At 30.2% G+C, this 18,245-nt stretch carries 23 protein-coding genes; 7 read left to right on the plus strand and 16 right to left on the minus strand.

Annotated elements, in window-relative coordinates:
- Positions 1 to 8 precede the first annotated feature (8 nt).
- From ACTT9U_RS00350 to ACTT9U_RS00360, 3 genes are all read right to left on the minus strand, one after another.
- The gene (locus ACTT9U_RS00350) at positions 9 to 2,387 is read right to left on the minus strand and encodes a xanthine dehydrogenase family protein molybdopterin-binding subunit (RefSeq protein WP_440931211.1); all 2,379 of its coding nucleotides are present in this window, start codon (positions 2,385 to 2,387) and stop codon (positions 9 to 11) included.
- A gap of 25 nt (positions 2,388 to 2,412) precedes the next feature.
- Entirely contained in the window at positions 2,413 to 2,874 is a 462-nt protein-coding gene (locus ACTT9U_RS00355; protein ID WP_440931212.1) for a (2Fe-2S)-binding protein, read from the minus strand.
- A gap of 135 nt (positions 2,875 to 3,009) precedes the next feature.
- Positions 3,010 to 3,591 (minus strand): SRPBCC family protein, encoded by a 582-nt coding sequence (locus ACTT9U_RS00360; RefSeq protein ID WP_440931213.1) that lies wholly within the window; start codon positions 3,589 to 3,591, stop codon positions 3,010 to 3,012.
- Between the two features lie 22 nt (positions 3,592 to 3,613).
- On the opposite strand from ACTT9U_RS00360, the gene ACTT9U_RS00365 reads away from it, so the two are divergent.
- Entirely contained in the window at positions 3,614 to 3,859 is a 246-nt protein-coding gene (locus ACTT9U_RS00365; protein WP_440930085.1) for a DUF1244 domain-containing protein, read from the plus strand.
- A 20-nt stretch (positions 3,860 to 3,879) separates the two neighbouring features.
- Positions 3,880 to 4,293 (plus strand): YqaA family protein, encoded by a 414-nt coding sequence (locus ACTT9U_RS00370; RefSeq protein WP_440931819.1) that lies wholly within the window; start codon positions 3,880 to 3,882, stop codon positions 4,291 to 4,293.
- Here ACTT9U_RS00370 and moaB read toward each other — a convergent pair.
- Entirely contained in the window at positions 4,274 to 4,774 is a 501-nt protein-coding gene (gene moaB, locus ACTT9U_RS00375; protein ID WP_440931214.1) for a molybdenum cofactor biosynthesis protein B, read from the minus strand. The two genes, ACTT9U_RS00370 and moaB, sit on opposite strands and share 20 nt — an antisense overlap.
- Positions 4,775 to 4,783: 9 nt before the next feature.
- Here moaB and ACTT9U_RS00380 point away from each other — a divergent pair, with 9 nt between their 5' ends.
- The 3 genes from ACTT9U_RS00380 to ACTT9U_RS00390 are packed head-to-tail and all read left to right on the plus strand — an operon-like array spanning position 4,784 to position 7,060.
- Positions 4,784 to 5,530, plus strand: a complete 747-nt coding sequence (locus tag ACTT9U_RS00380; RefSeq protein WP_440931215.1) for a sulfite exporter TauE/SafE family protein — start codon at positions 4,784 to 4,786, stop codon at positions 5,528 to 5,530.
- Between the two features lie 36 nt (positions 5,531 to 5,566).
- Positions 5,567 to 6,157, plus strand: a complete 591-nt coding sequence (locus tag ACTT9U_RS00385; RefSeq protein WP_440931216.1) for a putative 2OG-Fe(II) oxygenase — start codon at positions 5,567 to 5,569, stop codon at positions 6,155 to 6,157.
- Positions 6,158 to 7,060 carry a homocysteine S-methyltransferase family protein gene (locus ACTT9U_RS00390; protein WP_440931217.1) on the plus strand — a complete coding sequence of 301 codons (903 nt, stop codon included), beginning with the start codon at positions 6,158 to 6,160 and terminating at the stop codon, positions 7,058 to 7,060. It abuts the gene before it with no gap.
- Here the strand turns inward: ACTT9U_RS00390 and ACTT9U_RS00395 are convergent.
- Positions 7,057 to 7,941 carry a DMT family transporter gene (locus ACTT9U_RS00395; protein ID WP_440931218.1) on the minus strand — a complete coding sequence of 295 codons (885 nt, stop codon included), beginning with the start codon at positions 7,939 to 7,941 and terminating at the stop codon, positions 7,057 to 7,059. The genes ACTT9U_RS00390 and ACTT9U_RS00395 overlap by 4 nt on opposite strands.
- On the minus strand, positions 7,938 to 8,420 hold the full coding sequence (locus tag ACTT9U_RS00400) for a YbaK/EbsC family protein (protein ID WP_440931219.1): 483 nt from the start codon (positions 8,418 to 8,420) through the stop codon (positions 7,938 to 7,940). The genes ACTT9U_RS00395 and ACTT9U_RS00400 overlap by 4 nt, the downstream gene beginning before the upstream one ends.
- 102 nt (positions 8,421 to 8,522) lie before the next feature.
- Here ACTT9U_RS00400 and glnA point away from each other — a divergent pair, with 102 nt between their 5' ends.
- Positions 8,523 to 9,929 (plus strand): type I glutamate--ammonia ligase, encoded by a 1,407-nt coding sequence (glnA, locus tag ACTT9U_RS00405; RefSeq protein ID WP_014952931.1) that lies wholly within the window; start codon positions 8,523 to 8,525, stop codon positions 9,927 to 9,929.
- A gap of 6 nt (positions 9,930 to 9,935) precedes the next feature.
- On the opposite strand, the gene ACTT9U_RS00410 is transcribed toward glnA, so the two are convergent.
- The 9 genes from ACTT9U_RS00410 to ACTT9U_RS00450 form a co-directional block, all read right to left on the minus strand.
- Positions 9,936 to 10,106 (minus strand): hypothetical protein, encoded by a 171-nt coding sequence (locus ACTT9U_RS00410; RefSeq protein ID WP_440931220.1) that lies wholly within the window; start codon positions 10,104 to 10,106, stop codon positions 9,936 to 9,938.
- Positions 10,107 to 10,183: 77 nt separating this feature from the next.
- Positions 10,184 to 10,516 carry a HesB/IscA family protein gene (locus ACTT9U_RS00415; RefSeq protein WP_440931221.1) on the minus strand — a complete coding sequence of 111 codons (333 nt, stop codon included), beginning with the start codon at positions 10,514 to 10,516 and terminating at the stop codon, positions 10,184 to 10,186.
- Positions 10,516 to 10,812 carry an iron-sulfur cluster assembly protein gene (locus tag ACTT9U_RS00420; RefSeq protein ID WP_440909259.1) on the minus strand — a complete coding sequence of 99 codons (297 nt, stop codon included), beginning with the start codon at positions 10,810 to 10,812 and terminating at the stop codon, positions 10,516 to 10,518. Before ACTT9U_RS00420 ends, ACTT9U_RS00415 begins: the two co-directional genes overlap by 1 nt.
- A gap of 3 nt (positions 10,813 to 10,815) precedes the next feature.
- Entirely contained in the window at positions 10,816 to 11,280 is a 465-nt protein-coding gene (gene sufU / locus ACTT9U_RS00425) for a Fe-S cluster assembly sulfur transfer protein SufU (protein ID WP_440909258.1), read from the minus strand.
- Positions 11,280 to 12,497 (minus strand): aminotransferase class V-fold PLP-dependent enzyme, encoded by a 1,218-nt coding sequence (locus tag ACTT9U_RS00430; protein WP_440931222.1) that lies wholly within the window; start codon positions 12,495 to 12,497, stop codon positions 11,280 to 11,282. Before ACTT9U_RS00430 ends, sufU begins: the two co-directional genes overlap by 1 nt.
- Positions 12,487 to 13,728, minus strand: a complete 1,242-nt coding sequence (gene sufD / locus ACTT9U_RS00435) for a Fe-S cluster assembly protein SufD (protein WP_440931223.1) — start codon at positions 13,726 to 13,728, stop codon at positions 12,487 to 12,489. Before sufD ends, ACTT9U_RS00430 begins: the two co-directional genes overlap by 11 nt.
- On the minus strand, positions 13,728 to 14,462 hold the full coding sequence (gene sufC, locus ACTT9U_RS00440) for a Fe-S cluster assembly ATPase SufC (protein WP_440931224.1): 735 nt from the start codon (positions 14,460 to 14,462) through the stop codon (positions 13,728 to 13,730). The genes sufD and sufC overlap by 1 nt, the downstream gene beginning before the upstream one ends.
- Positions 14,463 to 15,905 carry a Fe-S cluster assembly protein SufB gene (gene sufB, locus ACTT9U_RS00445; RefSeq protein WP_440931225.1) on the minus strand — a complete coding sequence of 481 codons (1,443 nt, stop codon included), beginning with the start codon at positions 15,903 to 15,905 and terminating at the stop codon, positions 14,463 to 14,465.
- Positions 15,906 to 16,328, minus strand: a complete 423-nt coding sequence (locus tag ACTT9U_RS00450; protein WP_440931226.1) for an RrF2 family transcriptional regulator — start codon at positions 16,326 to 16,328, stop codon at positions 15,906 to 15,908.
- A 123-nt stretch (positions 16,329 to 16,451) separates the two neighbouring features.
- Here ACTT9U_RS00450 and ACTT9U_RS00455 point away from each other — a divergent pair, with 123 nt between their 5' ends.
- Positions 16,452 to 17,096 carry an alpha/beta hydrolase gene (locus ACTT9U_RS00455; RefSeq protein WP_440931820.1) on the plus strand — a complete coding sequence of 215 codons (645 nt, stop codon included), beginning with the start codon at positions 16,452 to 16,454 and terminating at the stop codon, positions 17,094 to 17,096.
- Between the two features lie 2 nt (positions 17,097 to 17,098).
- Here ACTT9U_RS00455 and ACTT9U_RS00460 read toward each other — a convergent pair whose 3' ends face one another.
- Positions 17,099 to 18,235, minus strand: coding sequence for an anhydro-N-acetylmuramic acid kinase (locus ACTT9U_RS00460; protein ID WP_440931227.1), 1,137 nt, complete (start codon positions 18,233 to 18,235; stop codon positions 17,099 to 17,101).
- Between the last annotated feature and the right edge of the window lie 10 nt (positions 18,236 to 18,245).

An 18,245-nucleotide genomic window follows, 5' to 3' on the forward strand; every position in this document is an offset into this window, starting at 1 on the left:
TAACCTCCTTAAGCTGCTTTAGAGTTAGATTTTTTAAGAGCCTTACAAGCCTTCCAAACTTTTTCAGGTGTAGCTGGCATTGTAATTTCTTGACCACCCAATGCATCAATAACTGCATTCATTACAGTTGGAGGTGAAGCAATAGCACCTGCTTCTCCACATCCTTTAACACCTAAAGGATTTGATGTTGCGTGTGTACAAGTAAATCCAAGATTAAACTCTGGGAAATTATCAGCTCTAGGCATTGTATAATCCATGTAAGAAGCTGTCATCAACTGACCAGTTTCATCATACTTTGTGTTTTCATACAAAGCTTGACCAATTCCTTGTGCTAATCCACCATGAACTTGTCCTTCAACGATATTTGGATTTACTATTCTTCCAAAATCATCAACCGCTGTATATTTCTCAACTTTCACATTTCCAGTTGCAGGATCTATCTCTACTTCACAAATGTGTGAACCTGCTGGAAAAGAAAAGTTTGGTGGGTCATAAAATGCAGACTCAATTAAACCTGGCTCATCTCCTTCAGGAATTGGAGATTTCATTTCATCTCTTTGACCTGGAACGTAACAAGCAAAGGCTATCTCACCAATAGTTTTCTTTTTGTTAGATTTAAGAGCAATAAACTCTCCATCTTTAAACTCGATCTCGTCTTCACTGACTTCAAGCATTTTAGCTGCAACTCTTTTACCTTTTGCAACTATCTTTTTACAAGCGTTTACAATTGCAATACCACCTACTGCAAGCGATCTTGAACCATAAGTACCCATACCAAATGTGCTCTTATCTGTATCACCGTGAACTAGATCAATATTTTCTATTGGTACACCTAATTCATCTGCTGCAATTTGAGCAAATGTAGTGTCATGACTTTGTCCATGACTGTGTGAACCTGTAAATACTGAAACCTGACCTGTAGGATTAAATCTTACTTCTGCAGATTCCCATAAACCTACTCCACATCCAAGTGACATTACTGCTGCTGAAGGTGCAATACCACAAGCTTCAAAATAAGAAGATACTCCAATACCTCTTAACTTACCATTAGCTTCAGATTGTTTTCTTCTAGATTCAAAGCCAGCATAATCTGCCATCTCTTTTGCTTTTTCAATTCCAGCAACATAATCACCTGAGTCTACTGTATGAACTAAAGTTTGTTTAAATGGAAACTCAGTTGGAAAATTTCTTTTTCTCAACTCAATTTTATCAATTCCAAGTTCCATAGCAGCTTTTTCTACTAATCTCTCAATAGTATAAGTTGCTTCTGGTCTTCCGGCACCTCTATATGCATCAACTGGTGCTGTGTTTGTATAAACTGCTTTCACATTTGAGTATGCAGCTGGAATTACATATACACCCGTTGCACAAGGTCCAAATAGATATGTTGGAGTTACTGTTCCAAACACTCTTGCATATGCACCTAAGTTTGCAATAGTTTCATTTTTAAAACCTAAAAACTTACCATCATTTGTTACAGCAAGTTCAGCATGTGTTACGTGATCTCTTCCATGAGTATCAGTTAAGAATGACTCTGTTCTTTCTGCAACCCATTTAATTGGTCTTTCAATTTTTTTAGATGCCCAACTACAAACTATTTCTTCATTGTAAACATTAATTTTAGAACCAAATCCACCTCCAACATCTGGTGCAACGACTCTTAATTTATTTTCTGGAGCAACACCTCCAAATGCGGACATTACTAATCTTGATAGATGAGGGTTTTGACTTGTAGTATATAAAGTTATTTCCTCAGACGCAGTGTTATAATCAACAACACAAGCTCTTGGCTCCATTGCATTTGGAACTAATCTATTATTTATTAAATCAACTTTGATAATTTTGTCAGCTTTTGCAAAAGCTTCATCAACAGCTTTTCTATCTCCTAACAACCAGTCATAACAAAGATTTTTGTCTATTCCATCATGAATAGCTTCACTGTTCATTGTTTCAGCTGGATCTACAACTGCTTTTAAAACTTTGTAATCAACTTCAACTTTTTCTGCACCTGCTTTTGCTTCATCTAATGTTTCAGCAAAAACTACTGCAACAGGTTCACCAACAAAGTTTGCAACTTCACCTGCTAATGGTGGATTTGCAGGTACTTTCATTTCTGAACCATCTTCACTTCTAATAGCCCAACCTGCTATTAGTCCTCCAATTTTATCTTCAGCGATTTCTTTTCCTGTTAATACAGATACTACACCTGAAGACTTTAATGCTTTTGATGTATCTACTTTTTTAATTTTTGCTCTTGCATGAGGAGATCTAACAAACACAGCATAAGTCTGATTAGCAATATTGATATCAGCTGTGTATCTTCCTTTTCCTGTTAAAAATCTTTTATCCTCTTTTCTTTCAACTCTTGATCCTACTAAACTTGGCATTTTATTTTTCTCCTCCTTATCTTAATTACATTTTTGTTGATGCTTCTTTAACTGCAGCAACAATATTTTGATAACCTGTGCATCTGCAAATGTTACCTTCTAACCACTCTCTAATTTCTTGCTCACTTGGATTCTTTTTTGTTTGGAGTAAATCCACTGCACTCATAACCATTCCTGGTGTGCAGTATCCACATTGTAAACCATGAGTTTTTTTAAATGCTTCTTGCATTGGATGCATTTTTCCATCATTTGCTAAACCTTCGATAGTAGTTACTTTTGATCCATCGATGTCTACAGCTAATGTTGAACAACTTTTTATAGATTTTCCATCAACATGAACTACGCAAGCTCCACATTGACTGGTGTCACATCCTACGTGAGTACCTGTTAAATTTAAATTATCTCTTAAAAATACTGATAAAAGTGTATGGTCTGGAACTTCTTTAGTTACCTTTTTACCATTAACCTCTAAAGTTACTTTAGTCATTAATTACTCCTTCTCTATTACCTTATTCCCTGGTAGGTATCTGATCATAACTAAAATAGAGAAGCAACGGATTATTTGATGCATTACTACCTGAGGTAGAGGAAACTGACTAAAAATCCAATAATTATGAATATTTTAAAAAATTAAATAAGCAATAATTGCCACAGCTAAAACAACACCACCATAAATTAATAACTTTTGATTTGATGATTTATGACTGGATGAATCTGCAGAATTTTTTTCCTCTGACTGATTTTGATTTTCACTCTCTTCATTACTTGAGGGTGTAATAAGTTCTGAAAATTTACCAAAAAAGATATCAGCCATTTTTTTTGCAGTCATATCAATCAGTCTCGCACCTACTTGTGCAATTTTTCCACCAACATTTGCCTCTACCTCATAAATTAATTTTGTAACTCCATTCTCATCCTCCAACTTCACACTTGCCTCTCCTGATGCAAAACCAACTGGGGAATTTCCAGATCCTGAAATTTTGTAACTATTTGGTGGATTTAAATCTTTTAGTTCTACATCTCCAGTAAAGCTGGCATTAAAAGGGCCAATTTTATTTGTAGCTTTTGCAGTAAATTCTGTGTCAGAGTTTTTTGTAAATTCTTCACATCCCGGTATTGCTTGTCTTAATATTTCTGGATCATTTAAAGCTTCCCATACTTTTTCTTTAGGTAAATTGATTTGATAAGATCCCGAAAGTTTCATAAAGTATTTATATATAATTTTTATGGACGAGAATACAAAAAAAGAACTTCAATCTGCTGCTTTTGAAAGATTGATAGATCACTTAAGAAATAGAAAAGATGTTCAAAATATAGATCTAATGAACCTTGCAGGCTTTTGTAGAAATTGTTTATCAAAATGGTACCGAGAAGAAGCAGAAAAAAAAGGTATCACTATTTCAGATCCAGATGCAAGAGAACATGTTTATGGAATGCCCTACTCTGAGTGGAAAGAGAAATATCAAAAGTAATTTTCTAATTAAAAGTGATAATTGGTTATCTTAGTTTATTTACAATATCATTTTTAGCAGCAACTATATTACCTCTCTCTTCAGAATTGATGTTAGCTACAATGCTTTCTGTTGAAAGTTACAACCGAACATTGTTAATTTTATTTTCAAGCTTGGGAAATATTCTTGGATCAGTATTCAACTGGGTTATAGGTTTTTACTTTATAAAGTTACAAGATAAAAAATGGTTTCCTTTTAAAGAAAAACAGATTTCAAAGTCCTCTCTGTGGTTTGAAAAATATGGCAAGTGGTCTTTGCTGTTTGCATGGGTTCCAGTAATTGGTGATCCACTTACATTTGTAGCTGGAACAATGAAAACAAAAATTTTAACTTTTATAATTCTTGTAAGTGTTGGAAAAATTGCAAGATACCTATTTATTTCTCTTTTAATCTAGGAAATAATTCAACAAAATTACAAGGCTTGTGATTAATATCTAATTGATATTTTAATATCTCATCCCATGCATCGGTAACTCCACCTGATGAACCTGGTAGGGCAAACACATATTTACCTTTAGCTAATACTGCGCAAGCTCTAGATTGAATAGATGAAGTTCCCACAGATTTAATACTTATGTATCTAAACATCTCACCAAATCCGGGTATATGTTTGTCAGCAATATCATTTAAAGCTTCAGGTGTTATATCTCTTCCTGTAAGACCTGTACCACCAGTTGTTATAATTACATCTATATCTTTTTCTTTTAACCATTCATTAATTATTGATTTAATATCTTCTTTATTATCTTTACAAATTTTTCTATCAGCTAGATTGTGATTTGCTTCTTCAATTTTATTTACAAGTATTCCACCAGATTTATCGTTTTCAAAAGTTCTGGTGTCTGTAACTGTTAATAATGCTATGTTAACTTTCATAAAATAATTATGTTTATACTACCTATATTATTCTTTGTAACTGCAATTTTATATTCAAGTGTTGGCTTCGGCGGTGGATCAACATATTTAGCACTTCTACTTATTTGGGAAGTTCCTTATTATATCTTTCCAGTAATAGCATTGTTTTGTAACGTAATCGTTGTTTCCGGAAACTCAATTAATTATGTGCGGGCTGGCAATTTTAATCGAAGATTAATAATTCCATATTTAATAGGTTCTATTCCATTTGCTTTCTTGGGTGGTTCAATAAATATAGATAAATACATTTTTGAAATTTTATTATTTTTTGTATTAAGTGTTGCTGGGATATTGTTATTAATAAATAGTAATTCTTTTAAGTCTGAAAATATAAAAATAAATGAGATCAATAACTTCATTTCTATAATAATTGGTTCAATTCTTGGCTTTGTTTCCGGAATAGTCGGTATAGGAGGTGGAATTTTTTTAAGCCCAATACTTTTTTTAATGAAAGCTGGATATCCTAAACAAATTGCAACAACAGCATCTCTTTTTATTTTGATAAATTCTATATCAGGAATATTAGGTCAATTAACAAAAGAAAACGTAATAAATGAGATTTTAAATTACTGGCCTCTTTTTATTGTTGTTTTACTTGGTGGTCAACTTGGCAATTTCTTAAATATTAGATTTTTATCCAATAGAATTCTAGCTGTAATGACCTCTCTATTAGTTATATTTGTGGCAGTTAGATTGGGTTTAAGATTATTAGGTTAAGGTTGATTATAAGAAAAAGTACTATAATTAAAACCTGTGAAAAATATTAAACCATTTGGTCCATCTATTGGGATAACAAAAATTTCAAGTAGATTGATTAATAAGCTAAATAATCAATTAGATAAAAAATCTTCATATAAACAAATTGATTATTCATCAAAACTTGCAAGCCAAATTAAAAACGAAGTTCTTCTTTCAAAAAAATTTGTTGAGCAGAATATTTCATCAGAGCTAAAAAAAATTATCAAAAATTTTCTCCATAAAGAAAATGTGAAAAATGTAAAAGATATTAAGATTAAATCTCTATGGATTGTAAGACAATTTAAAGGAGAATATAATCCTATTCATTATCATCAAGGTGACTTATCTGGAGTTGGTTATCTTAAACTTCCTAAAAATTTTTCAATCAATAGGAATGTTAAGAATAAGAAGATTAGAACTAATGGAACTATTGATTTTATTAACGGACAAAAAGGTTTTTTGAATAAAAGTATATTTAACTTTATACCTAAAGTGGGAAACTTAATTATTTTTCCAAATTATTTAATGCATACCGCATATCCTTTTAATGTTGATGGTGAACGAAGATCTTTTTCATTTAATGCTTCAATAATTTATAAAAAATAAATGGAAATAGATTTTTTTAAAAAAGTAAGAATTCTTGATGGTGGTATGGGTCAAGAGCTTCTAGCAAGAGGAATGAAGCCCAATGGAACTTTATGGAGTGCAAACGCTTTATTGGATAAAAATTATCATAAATTATTATTAAATACACATCTAGATTATATTAAATCAGGAGCCGATGTAATTTGCACAACAACATTTACAACAAGAAGATTAAGATTGAGAGATAATGGGGTTGAAGATAAGTTTGAATATCTTAATAAAAAAGCTGGTGAAATAGCAAAAAAGGCTCAAGAAAAATATCCTAATATCAAAATTGCTGGTGAGTTGCCTCCACAAAATTTTACTTATGAAGCTGATAACCGTGAAACTGATCTAATTACAAAAAGTTTTAATGAACAAGCAAATATACTCAACCCTTATGTGGATTTTTATATTTTACATGTATTAAGTAGTATTAGAGAATTTGAATGTGCAATAGAAGCTATTAAAGAATTTAAAAAACCATACTTAATTGGAATACACATATCTGAGGGTACTAAACTTCCAAGTGGAGAAAAAATCTCAGATATTAAAAAAGTATTTGATGAAAATTTATTAGGAGTAATTTTAACTTGTATTTCTCCTGAAAACTTTGAACAAAATTTTAATGAACTTAAAAATTTAAACATCCCATTTGGTTTTAAGTTTAATGCTTTTGAAACAACTCAACCAAAAGACGGATATACAGCTAGTTATGGAAAAAGTAATGGTAATCCAAATGAATTTTTAGGACAAAGAAAAGATTTAACTCCAGAAGTAATTGCTAAAATAGCTAAAAAATTTAAAGAGAGTGGTGCTACGATGCTTGGTGGTTGTTGTGAAACAACACCTGCTCACATAGAGGCTATTAAAAAAATAATTTAGCTTTTAGTTAATCCAGCTTTTTTTACAAAATAAATTCCAATAATAACTGCAACTAAAGCTACTAAAACTTTAATTGTAATTAATTCTTTTAAAAAGATGTAACTCAAAATAACACCAAAAATTGGAATTAAATATGAAACTTGAGACTGAAAGATTAATCCGTTAGTTGTTAAAATTCTAAATCTTAATAACCATGCAATTCCAGTTGAAACAAGACCTAAATAAATTACAGAGATAGTAGAGTCTAGTCTAGGAACAATTTTCCAAGGTTGTTCAATTAAACATACCAAAGGTATTAAAATTATCGTAGCCCAAATTAAAATTGAACCTGTTACATTTTCGTTTTTCTTCTTACTAATTTTTAACGTAAGAACTCCTCCAACAACATAACAAGTAGAACCTAATAAGATTAATAATGCAGAACCAAAATTGTTTTCATTGATTAAAAAATTATCAGAAAATAAATATACGATACCTGAAAAACCAATTAATACTCCTAAAGTTCTTGTAAAATTAAATTTTTCATTCTTGGTATAAAAATGACCAAGAACAGTAGAACTTAAAGTTGTTGAAGACATTAAAATTGCAGCCAAATTACTTTGAACAGATTTAACGCCATATGCGATCAAGAAAAAAGGTGCCACCAAGTTTATAAAACCTATTAATGCAAACCAATACCAATCCTTAGAAAACGCTTCTATCTTTATTTTATTAATATAACAAATTAACAATACTGGTAGTGCACCAAAAAATACTCTTAAAAAAGCAATAGTCACAGGTCCAAACGAATAAGTTGCAATTTTAATATTAAAGAAAGCAGAAGCCCAAATAACTGCTAGCAATGTTAGTAAACCGTAATCAATTAATTTTGGTTCTCTCATTCAACTATATCTTCTACTTTACCTTTGGTCATTTTTAGTAAATCATTATAATTAATTTTAAATACTGCATTTGGATGACCTGCTGCACCAAATATATCGGAAAATCTCTCCAGACTTTCATCTACGTAAATATCACATTCATTTAAGTGACCAACTGGTGATACTCCTCCGATTGTGTAACCTGTATTTTCTTTTACATCTTCTGGAGATGCCATTGAGATATCTTTTTCATTAAGTATTTTTTTTAATTTATTCAGAGAACACCTATTATCGCCAGCAACTAAACCAAGGATGAATCTGTCTCCGGCTTTAAATAATAAGCTTTTTACAATAGCGCCCACATCACAACCCAAAGCTGTAGCCGCATCTTGAGCTGTTCGTGCTGATTGTTCAAGACAAATTACTTCTAATTTTTCATCAAATATTTTGAGTGATTTCTCTGCTCTTTTTACAGGTTCTTTATCTAAAATTGCATTCATAATTAGCTATCTATGTAATTTTTGCATAGGTGTTATTTATTTAAAGAGCGATATTTATAAACTTTTTTTTGCTAAGAACCACCAAAATCAAAAGGAGTTAAAATGAGTGCAAGTAATGTTTTAAAATTTATTAAAGAAAAAGAAGCTGAATTTGTTGATTTAAGATTTACTGATCCAAGAGGAAAGTTACAACATTTAACAATGGACGCTGGGATTGTTGATGAAGATATGATTAACGAAGGTGTATTTTTTGATGGTTCATCGATTGCAGGTTGGAAAGCAATTAATGAGTCAGACATGATTTTAAAACCAGATACTTCTAGAATGTTTATGGATCCTTTCACATCACATAACACTGTAGTTTTATTCTGCGATATATTGGATGCAATAAAGAAAACTCCTTATGAAAGAGATCCAAGAGGTGTAGCTAAAAAAGCTGAAGAGTACCTGAAAGCTTCAGGTATAGGTGATAAAGCATTTTTTGGTCCAGAACCAGAATTTTTTGTTTTTGATGATGTTAGAATTAAAAACGATATGAATGAAGCAGGATTTAAAATAGATAGTAAAGAAGGTCCTTATAACTCAGGTAAAGAATACGAGAATGGAAATATGGGCCACAGACCTGGAGTTAAAGGTGGGTATTTCCCTGTTCCTCCTGTTGATAGTGAACAAGACATGAGAGGTGAATACTTAAAAAGTTTAAAAGATGTTGGAATAAAAGTTGAAAAACATCACCACGAGGTAGCTCCAAGTCAGCACGAGCTTGGAATGTATTTCGGTACTTTAGTTGACCAAGCAGATAATGTTCAACTTTATAAATATGTAGTTCAAATGGTAACACACTCATTTGGAAAAACAGCAACGTTTATGCCTAAACCTGTTGCTGGTGACAATGGTTCGGGTATGCATATTCACCAATCAATTTGGAAAGGTGATACACCTGTATTTTCAGGTGATGCATATTCAGGGTTATCTGAAACTGCATTGCATTATATTGGTGGAATATTAAAACACGCTAAAGCAATAAATGCTTTTGCAAATTCGACAACAAATAGTTACAAAAGACTAATACCAGGATTTGAAGCGCCTGTACTACTTGCTTACTCAGCAAGAAATAGATCTGCTTCATGTCGTATCCCAATTACATTAAGTAAAAAAGGAGCAAGATGTGAAATTAGATTTCCAGATGCAGCAGGAAATCCTTATCTAACCTTTGCAGCAATGTTAATGGCTGGATTAGACGGTATTAAAAATAAAATTCACCCAGGTGAGTCTTTTGATAAAGATTTATACGAATTACCTGCTGAAGAAGTTAATAAAATCCCAACTGTATGTGGATCTTTAAGAGAAGCTATGGAAAGTTTAGATAAAGACAGGGAGTTCTTAACTCAAGGCGGTGTATTCACGGATGATCAGATTGATGCTTATATAGCTCTTAAGTTTGAGGAAATTCACAAGTTTGAACACGCACCTCATCCTGTAGAGTTTGAGATGTATTACAGTAGTTAATTTTAATTACTGTCTAGTTGTAGCAACTGTATCTTTGTTAATACCTTTTTTAACAACGTAGTCTTGTGTGCCATTTGCACCAGTGTCTACTTCCTTACGCAAATCTTTTAAAAAAGTTTTTTGCTTTAAGGTGTCTCTTAAAGACTTAACAAGATTTTTAAATTCAAATTTGTTCATGATTCAGATGCTACACTAGATATGCATTCAATGCAATACTGATATGCTTAAAGTGGGACATTTCAACCTATAATAGGTTAAACCTTAAAAGACTCTCCACAACCACATCTTTCAGTTTCATTAGGGTTATTAAACACAAAAGATGATGAAAATTCCTCTTTTTTATAGTCCATTTCTGTACCTAATAGATAAAGAATAGCGGCAGAATCAATATATACCTTAACACCCTTATCTTCTATTACCTCATCACTCGGATTAGCCTCTTTAGTATATTCCATAACATAGGACATGCCTGCGCATCCACCTGATTTAACTGAAACTCTAACACCTAACGCATCCTTTTCTGCATTAGACATAATCTCTTTTATTCTGCTAGCAGCATTTTCACTTAATTTAATAATCTGTGTCATTACAAATTTAACTCCAATTTTGCTGCTTCTGACATCATGTCTTTATTCCATGGTGGATCCCATACTAGCTCTAAATCCACATCATCTATTTCTTCTACTTGCATTGCTCCATCCTTTACTTCTTTGGGTAAACTTTCTGCAACTGGGCAATTAGGAGTGGTTAGAGTCATTTTAATTTTTGCTTTATTTTCATTTACTTCAATATCATAAATCAAACCTAATTCATAAATATTCACTGGTAGCTCAGGATCATAAATTTTTCTAATTTCTTCGATTATTTTTTCTTTAGTGTTCATAAATTAATTTTCAGTATTTATTTCTTCTTGCTTATTATCTATCGCTGAAACTAATGTGTGCCATGATAGAGTTGCACATTTTACTCTCATTGGATATTGTTTTACTCCAGATAAACACATCAGTTTAGTTTTTTCATCCTCTTTAAGTTTTTGAGATTTTAATTCTGGATTTTCTTTAATCATTCCTAAAAAATCTTCTACAATTTCTTTTACTTCAAATTCTTCTTTACCTCTTACAAGGTCTGTCATTATTGATGCTGATGCCATTGAAATTGCACATCCACTTCCTTCAAAAGAAATATCTTCAACTTTTTTATTTTCATTTAACTTTAAATAAACATGAACATTATCACCACATAATGGATTGTTACCTTTTGCGTCTTTGTTGAAGTTTTCAGTTTTTCTCAAGTTCCTCGGATTTTTTCCATGATCTAGAATAATCTCTTGATATAATTCTTTTAAGTTCATTATATATTAAAAACCTTTTTACAGTTATTGATTGCGTCATTTAATTTATCTAAATCATCTTTAGTGTTATAAACACCTAAAGAGGCTCTAGCACTAGCTGGAATATTTAATTTATCATGCAGAACCTGACAACAATGATGTCCAGCTCTTATAGCAACACCATCTTCATCAAGAATTGTTGCTATGTCATGTGGATGAACTCCTTCTATTGTAAAAGAAAGAACTCCTCCTCTATCTTTTGGATTTCCCAAAAGTTTAACTGAATTATTTTTTCTTAACAATTCCTGTCCATATTCAATTAATTCTTTTTCATGTTTCATTATATTTTCTATACCAATAGTTTCTAAAAATTTTATAGATTGATCAAAAGCTATAACTTGGGCTGTAGCCATAGTACCTGCCTCATATTTATTTGGCAAATCTCCATAAGTAATTCTATCTTTCTTTACTTCTCTTATCATTCCTCCTCCACCTTGATATGGAGGTAATTTTTCTAACCATTTCTTTTTCCCGTACAGCACTCCTAAACCAGTTGGTCCATACATTTTATGACAAGAAATTGCATAAAAATCACAATCTAAATCTTGCATGTCTAATTTTAAATGAGGGGCTCCTTGGCAACCATCAATCACAACAATAATATTTTTTGAATGAGCTAAAGCTGTTATTTCTTTTATTGGCAAAATTGCTCCTGTAACATTTGATAAATGTGTAACTGAAATCACTTTAGTTTTTTCTGTAATAAGTTTTTCAATATTTTCTATTGGAACTTCTCCATCTTCATTTATTTCAGCAAAATTAATTTTGATATTTTTTGACTTTCTTAGAAAATGCCAAGGCACATAATTTGAGTGATGCTCAAGTTCAGTAATAATCACCTCATCTCCAGGCTCTAAAACAGTTTGTCCAAGGGTGTTTGCTACTAAATTCAACGCCTCTGTAGCACCTTTGGTAAATACAATTTCATTTTTATCTTTCGCATTTATGTATTTTTGGACAGAAGTTCTTGTATTTTCATACATGTTTGTGGCAGCAACTGATAAATAGTGAACACTTCTACCAACATTAGAAAATTGTTTAGAGTAAAAATCATTAATTCTATCCAGTACAATTTTTGGTTTTTGAGATGAATTTGCACTATCTAAGTACACAAGATCATTATTGTGTATCTTCTCATCAAAAATAGGGAATTCTTTCTTTATGTTATTAATATTCATTATTAATACCTAATAATTTTTTAATAAAATTTTTAATCTTATCTTCAGTAATTTTTTCAACAACTTCACCTATGTATCCATTAATTAATAATTGCTTTGATTGCTTATAAGATAATCCTCTAGACATAAGATAGAAAATAGAATTTTCATCAATGTTTCCTGATGTAGATCCGTGTGAACATTTTACATCATCAGCATAAATTTCTAATTCTGGTTTTGCATTAAATTCAGTATTTTCATTTAGAAGTAATGCTCTACTTAATTGATAACCGTCAGTTTTTTGTGCTTTAGAATCTACAAAAATTTTTCCTTGATAAATTCCTTTTGAATTATCATTAAGAACACACTTGATTAATTGATAACTTTTACAATTTTCATCTTTATGATTTATTATTGTTTTTATTTCATGATGATTATCTTTATCTAAACTGATAACACCATTAATAAAAGCTGATCCGAAATTCTTGTTAAGAGAACATTTTATTTCATTTTTTAAAAACTTTGCTCCTGCTGATAATATAAAATATTCACAATGACTATTTTTTTCTAAATTTATATTACTAAATGAATGATTAATGTTTGAATTCTCTTTAAAATTTAAAGAATAATATTTTAATACAGCATCATCTTTTAAGTTAATATCATAATTGCTATTTAAAAAACTGCTACTAGCATTTTCATTTGATAAATTAATTATTTTTAAAGAACTATTTTTTTCTAAATTAAAATTTATCTTATTGTTAATTAAATTATGATTTTTATCAGAATATATATTGTAAATAATTAAAGGTGCTAAAGATTGATATCCCTCTTCTACGTTAATGGATATGTTTTCTTCGTTAAGAGCAGAATTAAGATTTAATAAAGTATTATCATAGATTTTATCTTCAATTTCTTCTTTTACTGATAATTTTATTGAATCTTTTTTCTCATAAGAAAAATCTTCTTTGATAACTTTTCCATCTAAAATAAAAATTTTGTTATGATCAAAATCATTAATTATATCTTTATCATCAAAACTATTTTCATTGGATATATCAATATTAAAGTTTTTAATATTATTTTTTATGATTTGATTTAAATCTGAAAATTTCCAATCCTCTAATCTTTTGTTTGGAAAACCTTCTGTAGAAAATTTTTCAAAATTTTTTTTTCTTATTTCTAATTGATCCTTAGAAAAAGATTTCTCTTTCAGAAAATTTTCAAAATTTATTTGTGAATTATTTTCCATTAATTAAATTCCTCATAACCTTTTTTTTCTAAATCTAGTGCTAGTTCAGGTCCGCCTGATTTGATGATTTGTCCATTTTTTAACACATGAACAAAATCAGGTTTAATATAATCAAGTAATCTTTGGTAATGAGTAATAATTAAAAAAGAATTATTTTTATTTCTTAATGAATTAACACCTTCTGAAACTATTCTTAAAGCATCAATATCTAAACCAGAGTCTGTTTCATCCAATATAGCAAGCTTTGGATTAAGAATAGACATTTGAAGAATTTCGTTTTTCTTTTTTTCACCTCCAGAAAAACCTACATTTAATTGTCTGCTTAAGATTTTTTCATCAAATTTTAATTCGGCTGACTTTTGTTTAACTAACTTTAAAAATTCAATCGCATCTAACTCTTCTTCTCCTCGTGCTTTTTTAATTGCATTTAAAGAAGTTTTTAAAAATGTATTGGTATTTACACCTGGTATCTCAAGAGGGTATTGGAATGCCAAAAATATTCCTTTATGTGCTCTTTCCTCAGTTTCTAGATCTAGGAGATTTTCATTTTCAAAGGTTACTTTACCATCAACTTCATAACCTTTTTTTCCTGATAAAATGTTAGAAAGCGTGCTTTTACCAGACCCATTTGGGCCCATTATTGCATGAACTTCGCCAGGTTTTATCTTAAGATTAAGACCTTTTAAAATCTCTTTATTTTCTACTTTTGCTTTAAGGTTATTGATTGATAACATTTAACCAACGCTCCCTTCTAAGCTAATTCCAACTAACTTTTGTGCTTCGACGGCAAATTCCATTGGCAACTGTTGAAGAACTTCTTTACAAAATCCATTTACTATCAAACTAACAGCTTCTTCTTGATTTAAGCCTCTTTGATTACAATAGTACAATTGTTCTTCACTTATCTTTGAAGTTGTTGCTTCGTGTTCAATATTAGATTTAATATTTTTATTTTTTATATATGGAATTGTGTGTGCTCCACATTTATTTCCCATTAATAATGAGTCACATTGAGTAAAATTTCTCGAATTATCTGCTTTAGATGAAATATCAACTAAACCTCTATACATCATGTCTGATTTTCCAGCAGATATACCTTTTGATATTATCTTACTTTTTGTATTTTTTCCTAAGTGTATCATTTTAGTACCTGTGTCAGCTTTTTGATGATTGTTAGTTATAGCTATTGAATAAAACTCACCAACAGAATTGTCCCCTTTTAAAATACAACTTGGGTATTTCCATGTAATTGCTGAACCTGTTTCAACTTGTGTCCAAGAAATTTTTGAATTCTTACCTTTGCATAATCCTCTTTTTGTAACAAAATTATAAATCCCTCCGACCCCATTCTCATCTCCTGGGTACCAGTTCTGGACTGTAGAATATTTAATTTCTGCATCATCTAATGCAACTAGCTCAACATTAGCAGCATGTAATTGATTTTCATCTCTCATTGGAGCAGTGCAACCTTCTAAGTAACTTACATAACTATTTTTATCTGCAACAATTAATGTTCTTTCAAATTGACCTGTTTCAGAAGCATTAATTCTAAAATATGTTGAAAGTTCCATTGGGCATTTAACACCTTCAGGAATATATACAAATGAACCATCAGTAAAAACAGCTGAATTTAGTGTAGCAAAATAATGATCTGTTAAAGGAATTACAGAACCTAAATATTTTTTTACGAGTTCAGGATGTTTTTGAATAGCTTCAGACATAGAACAAAAAATTATTCCTTGTTTAGTTAACTCCTCTTTAAATGTTGTAGCAACTGAAACAGAATCAAATACAGCATCAACTGCTATTCCATTTAGTCTTGCCTGTTCTTGAAGTGGAATTCCTAATTTATTATAAGTTTCAAGTAATTTTGGATCTAGCTCATCCAAACTGTTTGGTTTATCTTTCATGCTCTTCGGTGCTGAGTAATAATAAAGATCTTGATAATCTATTTTGGGATATTTGGGTTTTTGCCAGTTCGGTTCTTTCAAGCTTTTTAATCTATTATAAGCTTTTAATCTAAAATCTAACATCCACTTAGGTTCTTTTTTTATATTTGAGATAAATTTAATTACATCTTCATTTAAACCTTTTGGAGCTCTGATGTTTTCAATATCAGTTGAAAAACCATATTTGTAATCTTTTAATTTTTCTATATCTTTATTTCTTTGTTCCATTTAAATTCTACTTTCTTTTTTAGATACTAAATCCTCTAAACTTTTGTGTTCAAAAAAAGAGTTGATATGTGTCTCTAATTCATTCCATAAGTCGTGAGTTACACATTTAGATGACTTGCCGTTGCAACTTTTTTTAGACTCTTTTTTACATTGTACGGTCTTTACCTTTTCATCAATTGCATCAAATATATTGTTTAATTTAATTTCAGAAGGTTTCTTGCTAAGTATATATCCACCTTGAGTTCCTCTTATGCTTTTAACAATCTCATTTTTTTTAAGTTTAGAGAAAATCTGTTCTAGAAAATCAACAGATATCCCTTGTCGAAGTGAAATATCTCTTAGAGACACTGGATTTATATTGTCAAATTTTGCAATATCAACCAAAGCCATTACAGCATATCTTCCTTTTGATGTTAATTTCATAATATAAGCAATGGGTATATATAAACCCGACTAAAATAGTCAAGTATGTGACTATAAAAAAACACTACCATTTTACCGCATACTTGTGCTATTGATGCATTTTTTCAACTTATGGATAATAAAATTTTAGAAATATTTATACCTGGACCTGCAGGAAGGCTAGAAGCAAAGTATTTTAAAAGCAAAAAACCCACATCACCTATAGCTTTAGTATTACAACCTCATCCTCAATACGGTGGAACTATGAATAATAAAGTAGTTGTTGAAACTTTTAATACATTTATGGAAAATGATTTTTCAGTTTGTAGAGTGAATTTTAGAGGTGTTGGGAAGAGTGATGGAGAATTCGATAATGGACAAGGAGAACTTGCAGATGCTGCTGCAGCACTAGATTGGTTAGAGAGAGAAAATTTTGACAATTCTCAATGCTGGGTATCTGGATTTTCATTTGGGTCACTTATTGCAATGCAACTTTTAATGAGACGACCTGAAATAAATAGATTCATTGCAATTTCGCCACAACCAAATGCATATGATTTTTCTTTTTTATCACCATGTCCTACATCTGGTTTAATGATACATGGTAAAAAAGATGAACTTGTGCCAATAGAATATATTAATGAGTTAAATACAAGATTGAGTGCACAAAAAGGAATAAAGGTTGAGTTTGAAGCAATTTCTGAAGCTAATCATTTTTTTTCAAAAACTGAAAATTCTTTGATCAAAAGTTTAGATAAATATATTAAAAAAGAAACTGCTTTGTATTAGTTCTAAAAATTTTCAATTATCTCTCCCCCTGATACAGCTTTTGAACAACGTGTAGTGTTTGGAAATGATATTGGTAAATTTAATACTGTTCTTACTGCCAAAAATCCAAAAGCCTGAGATTCTATAAAATCACCATCTAAATCATACTCATCAATATCTTTTAATAAAAAATTTTTCTCTACATCGAAATAATTATCAATTCTTTTAATCAAAAATTTATTTTTTCTCCCACCCCCACATAAGATGACTAGATTAGTATCATTATTTTGTTTTGTTAAATTATTAATTCCATTAGCAATTAAATATGCTGTAATTTCAGTAATTGTTGTACAGCCTTCTTCAAATTCTAATCCTCTTAAAAATGAAATTTCATAGTCATTAATATCTAACGATTTTAAATAATTTGGTGAATTAAAATTATCAATTGCCTGATTTAGAATTAGTTGATTGACTTTACCCGAGCTAGCAATCTTTCCGCCTTTATCGTATTTAAGCTGAGAATTCTTTTTAATCCAACTGTCAATTAAACAATTGCCAGGACCTATGTCAAATCCTTCCATCAGATTAGGATCAAAATTTTTATTAATCTTAGTAATGTTAGAAATTCCACCAATATTTAAAAAGCTTAATGATGTGTTAGCTTTTAAATCTTTTATATTATTTGCTGCAATTAAATTATGAAAAACAGGAGTTAATGGTGCACCTTGACCATTGTTTTCAATATCATTTTTTCTAAAATTAAAAATCACTTTTTTCTTTATTAATTGTGATAATAGTTTTCCATCACCAATTTGGATGCTAATTTTATCTTTTGGTGAATGAAATATAGTCTGACCATGTAGACCAACGAAATCAATTTCATTTTGGGAAATAATATCATTAATAATAGTTGCATGAAATAGTGTGAAGTTCCTTTCAGTATCTTTAATTTCTGCATGATGATTGTCGAGATCGTCTCTAGAGTTAATAATTTTCCTTAACTTAATTAATTTTTCATATAAACTCTTTGGAAAATCATAATACTTGTCCAAAATTCTTTCGAAATAGTTTTCACCGTCTGTTTTTATTAATGAAATATCAACTCCATCCATCGAAGTACCACTCATAATACCCAAAGAATTAAATAATTTTTTTTTCATAAATATTTTT

The sequence above is a fragment of the Candidatus Pelagibacter sp. genome, assembly GCF_052049975.1.
Lineage (GTDB): Bacteria > Pseudomonadota > Alphaproteobacteria > Pelagibacterales > Pelagibacteraceae > Pelagibacter.

What these genes read in the sequence shown, in the direction of transcription:
- sufB (WP_440931225.1), bottom strand. Translation starts at nt 15,905, where the DNA reads ATGGAACAAAGAAATAAAGATATAGAAAAATTAAAAGATTACAAATAT.
- ACTT9U_RS00450 (WP_440931226.1), bottom strand. Translation starts at nt 16,328, where the DNA reads ATGAAATTAACATCAAAAGGAAGATATGCTGTAATGGCTTTGGTTGAT.
- ACTT9U_RS00430 (WP_440931222.1), bottom strand. Translation starts at nt 12,497, where the DNA reads ATGAATATTAATAACATAAAGAAAGAATTCCCTATTTTTGATGAGAAG.
- ACTT9U_RS00390 (WP_440931217.1), top strand. Translation starts at nt 6,158, where the DNA reads ATGGAAATAGATTTTTTTAAAAAAGTAAGAATTCTTGATGGTGGTATG.
- ACTT9U_RS00410 (WP_440931220.1), bottom strand. Translation starts at nt 10,106, where the DNA reads ATGAACAAATTTGAATTTAAAAATCTTGTTAAGTCTTTAAGAGACACC.
- ACTT9U_RS00350 (WP_440931211.1), bottom strand. Translation starts at nt 2,387, where the DNA reads ATGCCAAGTTTAGTAGGATCAAGAGTTGAAAGAAAAGAGGATAAAAGA.
- ACTT9U_RS00400 (WP_440931219.1), bottom strand. Translation starts at nt 8,420, where the DNA reads ATGAATGCAATTTTAGATAAAGAACCTGTAAAAAGAGCAGAGAAATCA.
- sufD (WP_440931223.1), bottom strand. Translation starts at nt 13,728, where the DNA reads ATGGAAAATAATTCACAAATAAATTTTGAAAATTTTCTGAAAGAGAAA.
- ACTT9U_RS00420 (WP_440909259.1), bottom strand. Translation starts at nt 10,812, where the DNA reads ATGAACACTAAAGAAAAAATAATCGAAGAAATTAGAAAAATTTATGAT.
- ACTT9U_RS00380 (WP_440931215.1), top strand. Translation starts at nt 4,784, where the DNA reads ATGTTTATACTACCTATATTATTCTTTGTAACTGCAATTTTATATTCA.
- ACTT9U_RS00365 (WP_440930085.1), top strand. Translation starts at nt 3,614, where the DNA reads ATGGACGAGAATACAAAAAAAGAACTTCAATCTGCTGCTTTTGAAAGA.
- sufU (WP_440909258.1), bottom strand. Translation starts at nt 11,280, where the DNA reads ATGAACTTAAAAGAATTATATCAAGAGATTATTCTAGATCATGGAAAA.
- ACTT9U_RS00355 (WP_440931212.1), bottom strand. Translation starts at nt 2,874, where the DNA reads ATGACTAAAGTAACTTTAGAGGTTAATGGTAAAAAGGTAACTAAAGAA.
- moaB (WP_440931214.1), bottom strand. Translation starts at nt 4,774, where the DNA reads ATGAAAGTTAACATAGCATTATTAACAGTTACAGACACCAGAACTTTT.
- ACTT9U_RS00360 (WP_440931213.1), bottom strand. Translation starts at nt 3,591, where the DNA reads ATGAAACTTTCGGGATCTTATCAAATCAATTTACCTAAAGAAAAAGTA.
- ACTT9U_RS00395 (WP_440931218.1), bottom strand. Translation starts at nt 7,941, where the DNA reads ATGAGAGAACCAAAATTAATTGATTACGGTTTACTAACATTGCTAGCA.
- ACTT9U_RS00415 (WP_440931221.1), bottom strand. Translation starts at nt 10,516, where the DNA reads ATGACACAGATTATTAAATTAAGTGAAAATGCTGCTAGCAGAATAAAA.
- sufC (WP_440931224.1), bottom strand. Translation starts at nt 14,462, where the DNA reads ATGTTATCAATCAATAACCTTAAAGCAAAAGTAGAAAATAAAGAGATT.
- glnA (WP_014952931.1), top strand. Translation starts at nt 8,523, where the DNA reads ATGAGTGCAAGTAATGTTTTAAAATTTATTAAAGAAAAAGAAGCTGAA.
- ACTT9U_RS00460 (WP_440931227.1), bottom strand. Translation starts at nt 18,235, where the DNA reads ATGAAAAAAAAATTATTTAATTCTTTGGGTATTATGAGTGGTACTTCG.